The organism is Sphingorhabdus sp., assembly GCF_046596595.1.
In the GTDB taxonomy this organism is placed as follows: domain Bacteria; phylum Pseudomonadota; class Alphaproteobacteria; order Sphingomonadales; family Sphingomonadaceae; genus Sphingorhabdus_B.
Window position 1 is genome coordinate 1 of sequence record NZ_JBKJMB010000107.1, and the last position, 2,867, is coordinate 2,867.

A 2,867-nucleotide genomic window follows, 5' to 3' on the forward strand; every position below is an offset into this window, starting at 1 on the left:
GCGTGGGCCTTGCCCGGGGAGCGGGCGACTGTTCATGGCCAGCTTGGCAAAATTGATCGCATCGTAGCCGGGCGCGTATTTGTCGGCTTGCGAGATATTGGGTTGGACGATCGTGACGAAAACAGGCGCCATTTGTGTAGTGGCGCTGCGGTAATAGCCGCCCAAAAGCGAAACGCGGGCAATTATGCCGGTTGCAGCGAGCGCAAAAAGGATCAGCCCACCCAGGAAATAGCCAGTCCACCCGCCAGCCTTCCGTTCGTCACGCGAGGCACTGGTCCATAAGGACGCGAATGTGTACACGCCCCCGACAACGAGAATGATGATACCTGACAACCCGTATGTGCCAATCGCACTTGCCGGTTGGGCCACATAAGGCATGGAAACTGTGATGACGCTCAGCGGATTCCAGACATATCCGGTAAAGACCCAGCTGCGCAGCCACTCGGTGATGATCCAGAACCCGGCAAAGGCGAAGATGAGGGGGAGTGTGTTCCTCCCCGAAACGGGGAGGGGGACCACCGAAGGTGGTGGAGGGGGCGGGAGGTCAGCCGAAGTGTTGTCTGCATTGGCCCCACCGTCACGCGCTGTGCGCGCGCCACCTCCCCGCAAGCGGGGAGGATTAGCGAGTAAATAAGCCCCCCAAGCTGCCAAGGCAGGGTAGACCGCCAGAAACAGCGCAAGCGCCAACACTGCGATGTAGCCGAGCCAAATGGGCATCGCCGCCTGAAAAGTAAAAGCAACCGCGATCCATTGATTGCCAAAGGCAAAATGACCAACCCCGAACAGCCAGCCAAGCATGAACGCCCGCTTGCCGTCCTGCGCCTGCATCAACAGGTGAATCAGCACACCAAAACAGATGAGGGTAAGCGGCCAAAGCCCCCAAGGCTCAAAACCAAAAGCGGACAAAGCGCCAGCGCCAAGTGCGGCCCAGCGCTGAAATCTGTGAAGCAGGGTCCTGATTTTCTGCACGGGTCGCCTTTGCCTGTCTGCTGCAGCAAAAGCAATTGGACAAACGTTCTGGTTGCTTGCGGTTCACGCTGTGGCTGCTAATTCAGGCGCATGATCTTATTTGCTATAATGTTCGCCGCCACGACTCCCTCTGCACTGACGGACACCCAGCAAGGCGATATCGCCTGCGTGGTGGTGCTTGCGACTTTGGCGGAAAAGCAAAGGCTCGGCACCGCCCCGCGCGAGGCGGCGGACGTTCAGCAATCGGGTAAACGTTGGGCCGGAATTGTCGGGAGCAGAATCACCGCACAAAGTGGCCAGCCACGCGAATTGGTTGCAGTTGCTATGGCCGAAGCCGCGAAATCCGAATTTGCCCGGCCAAGCGACCTTGCGCGGATTAACACATGTACGCAGCAAATGGCGGCAGAACTTGCAACGGCCGATATGATGGCAAACCCGCTGCCCAAGCCGGTGAAATCGAAATGAGCCTGCGTCCCTTCCATCTTGCCTTCCCTGTGCATGACTTGGCCGAAGCGCGGCGGTTTTATGGCGAAGTGATGGGCTGTTCCGAAGGCCGGTCATCGGATCACTGGATTGACTTCGATTTTTTTGGTCACCAGATCGTCGCGCATCTCGACGCCGCAGCGCGCAGCGTATCAGCGCATAATCCAGTTGATGGTCATGACGTCCCTGTCCCGCATTTTGGCGTAGTTTTGACGATGAACCAGTGGGAGCAGCTTGCTGCGCGCGTAGAGGCGGCGGGCATCCTGTTCGGAATTGAGCCTTACGTCCGGTTCAAAGGGCAAGCGGGCGAACAAGCAACGATGTTCTTTTACGACCCAAGCGGCAATGCGCTTGAATTCAAAGCATTTGCCGACGATGCGAACCTGTTCGCACGCTAAAAGAAGCGCACATTTATTGAGAATTTCCCGGGATGTCCTTTGTGCTTTCGTTGGCCACGTCATTGTTGTCGCTCTGCGTGTTGTCAAAAGTCATGGACGGCGCGCCATCAATCGCAGGAATTTCCTCTCGCGTTGGAATGTCGGTCGAAAATTCTGAAGCAGCCTGTTGCCCCGGCTCTCCGGAACTGGCCGCTTCAGCCGCATCATTAAGCGATTGCGGTGGTTCCACGGCCGCAGTGCTGTCGGGCTCTTTGGAATCTGAATAAAATTTCCCTGCCATGACAGCCATGACGATGACTGTGAAAATCGCAATGGTGATCACCAGTCGGCGTGAGGCGGTATCCATTTTGTAGTCCCTTTTCCGTCGCAGATTTTACATATCGATGGCGGGCGATAGTCTATCCTGCAAGTGCATTGGTGTGGGATTTTGGAAGCCCTTGAGCAACATTGACTATTTTTTAGACCTACCGCGGCGAAACCGAATCGGTGGGCATTGTTTGTTCAAGATTTGGAGGAGCACGTTACGACAGGCGACAGCCAAAGCCGCCGACAACGCTATCAGCGCGTTTATCCGGCGCGGGTAATCTGCTGCGGTGTGTTTTGCGCCGATTGGGCAGATCCGTTATTTGGTGCGAAGGTAAAATAGCCCATGATAATCAGCGCAAGCACGATCATTACCTTCAGCAGGTCACGGAAATCCTGCGCGCGAAGGCGACTTTTGGACTGGTTGCGCGGTGGCAATGGTTTTCCTGCAATGTCTAAAATAGTAGCCATGACTGAACTCCTTGGCGTTAAAAACCAAGTGATGCCGCATAAGTTCCAAAGGGACGATCAGCCTGTCGTGCTATTTGTCGATTTTATCTGCATGAGCCGCCCATACGCCCATCCAATCCCAATGAGCGCGATGCCAAGCCCAAGGAATGACAGGATGCGCAACACGCCCGAAAGCGCAGCTGCATCGACGAGAAACACCTTGAGTGTCACCAATGTCAGCAGCAGCAATCCTGCCAAACGCAA

5 protein-coding genes and 1 pseudogene are annotated in these 2,867 nt (G+C 55.8%); 2 read left to right on the forward strand and 4 right to left on the reverse strand.

Annotated elements, in window-relative coordinates:
- Positions 1-969: pseudogene (locus ACLL9E_RS10690) on the reverse strand (apolipoprotein N-acyltransferase); the annotation flags it as partial.
- Positions 970-1,059: 90 nt separating this feature from the next.
- On the opposite strand from ACLL9E_RS10690, the gene ACLL9E_RS10695 reads away from it, so the two are divergent.
- Positions 1,060-1,434, forward strand: coding sequence for a hypothetical protein (locus ACLL9E_RS10695; protein WP_411291722.1), 375 nt, complete (start codon positions 1,060-1,062; stop codon positions 1,432-1,434).
- A complete protein-coding gene (locus ACLL9E_RS10700) occupies positions 1,431-1,850 on the forward strand; it encodes a VOC family protein (protein ID WP_411291723.1) in 420 nt (139 codons plus the stop codon). Before ACLL9E_RS10695 ends, ACLL9E_RS10700 begins: the two co-directional genes overlap by 4 nt.
- Before the next feature lie 13 nt (positions 1,851-1,863).
- On the opposite strand, the gene ACLL9E_RS10705 is transcribed toward ACLL9E_RS10700, so the two are convergent.
- The 3 genes from ACLL9E_RS10705 to ACLL9E_RS10715 form a co-directional block, all read right to left on the reverse strand.
- The gene (locus ACLL9E_RS10705) at positions 1,864-2,196 is read right to left on the reverse strand and encodes a hypothetical protein (protein WP_411291724.1); all 333 of its coding nucleotides are present in this window, start codon (positions 2,194-2,196) and stop codon (positions 1,864-1,866) included.
- A gap of 221 nt (positions 2,197-2,417) precedes the next feature.
- Entirely contained in the window at positions 2,418-2,624 is a 207-nt protein-coding gene (locus ACLL9E_RS10710; RefSeq protein ID WP_411291725.1) for a hypothetical protein, read from the reverse strand.
- A 57-nt stretch (positions 2,625-2,681) separates the two neighbouring features.
- The coding region (locus ACLL9E_RS10715; protein WP_411291726.1) for a DUF2339 domain-containing protein at positions 2,682-2,867 on the reverse strand (186 nt) is incomplete at its 5' end.

Coding starts and splice junctions, on each gene's coding strand:
- ACLL9E_RS10700 (WP_411291723.1), top strand. CDS start 1,431: ATGAGCCTGCGTCCCTTCCATCTTGCCTTCCCTGTGCATGACTTGGCC.
- ACLL9E_RS10710 (WP_411291725.1), bottom strand. CDS start 2,624: ATGGCTACTATTTTAGACATTGCAGGAAAACCATTGCCACCGCGCAAC.
- ACLL9E_RS10705 (WP_411291724.1), bottom strand. CDS start 2,196: ATGGATACCGCCTCACGCCGACTGGTGATCACCATTGCGATTTTCACA.
- ACLL9E_RS10695 (WP_411291722.1), top strand. CDS start 1,060: ATGATCTTATTTGCTATAATGTTCGCCGCCACGACTCCCTCTGCACTG.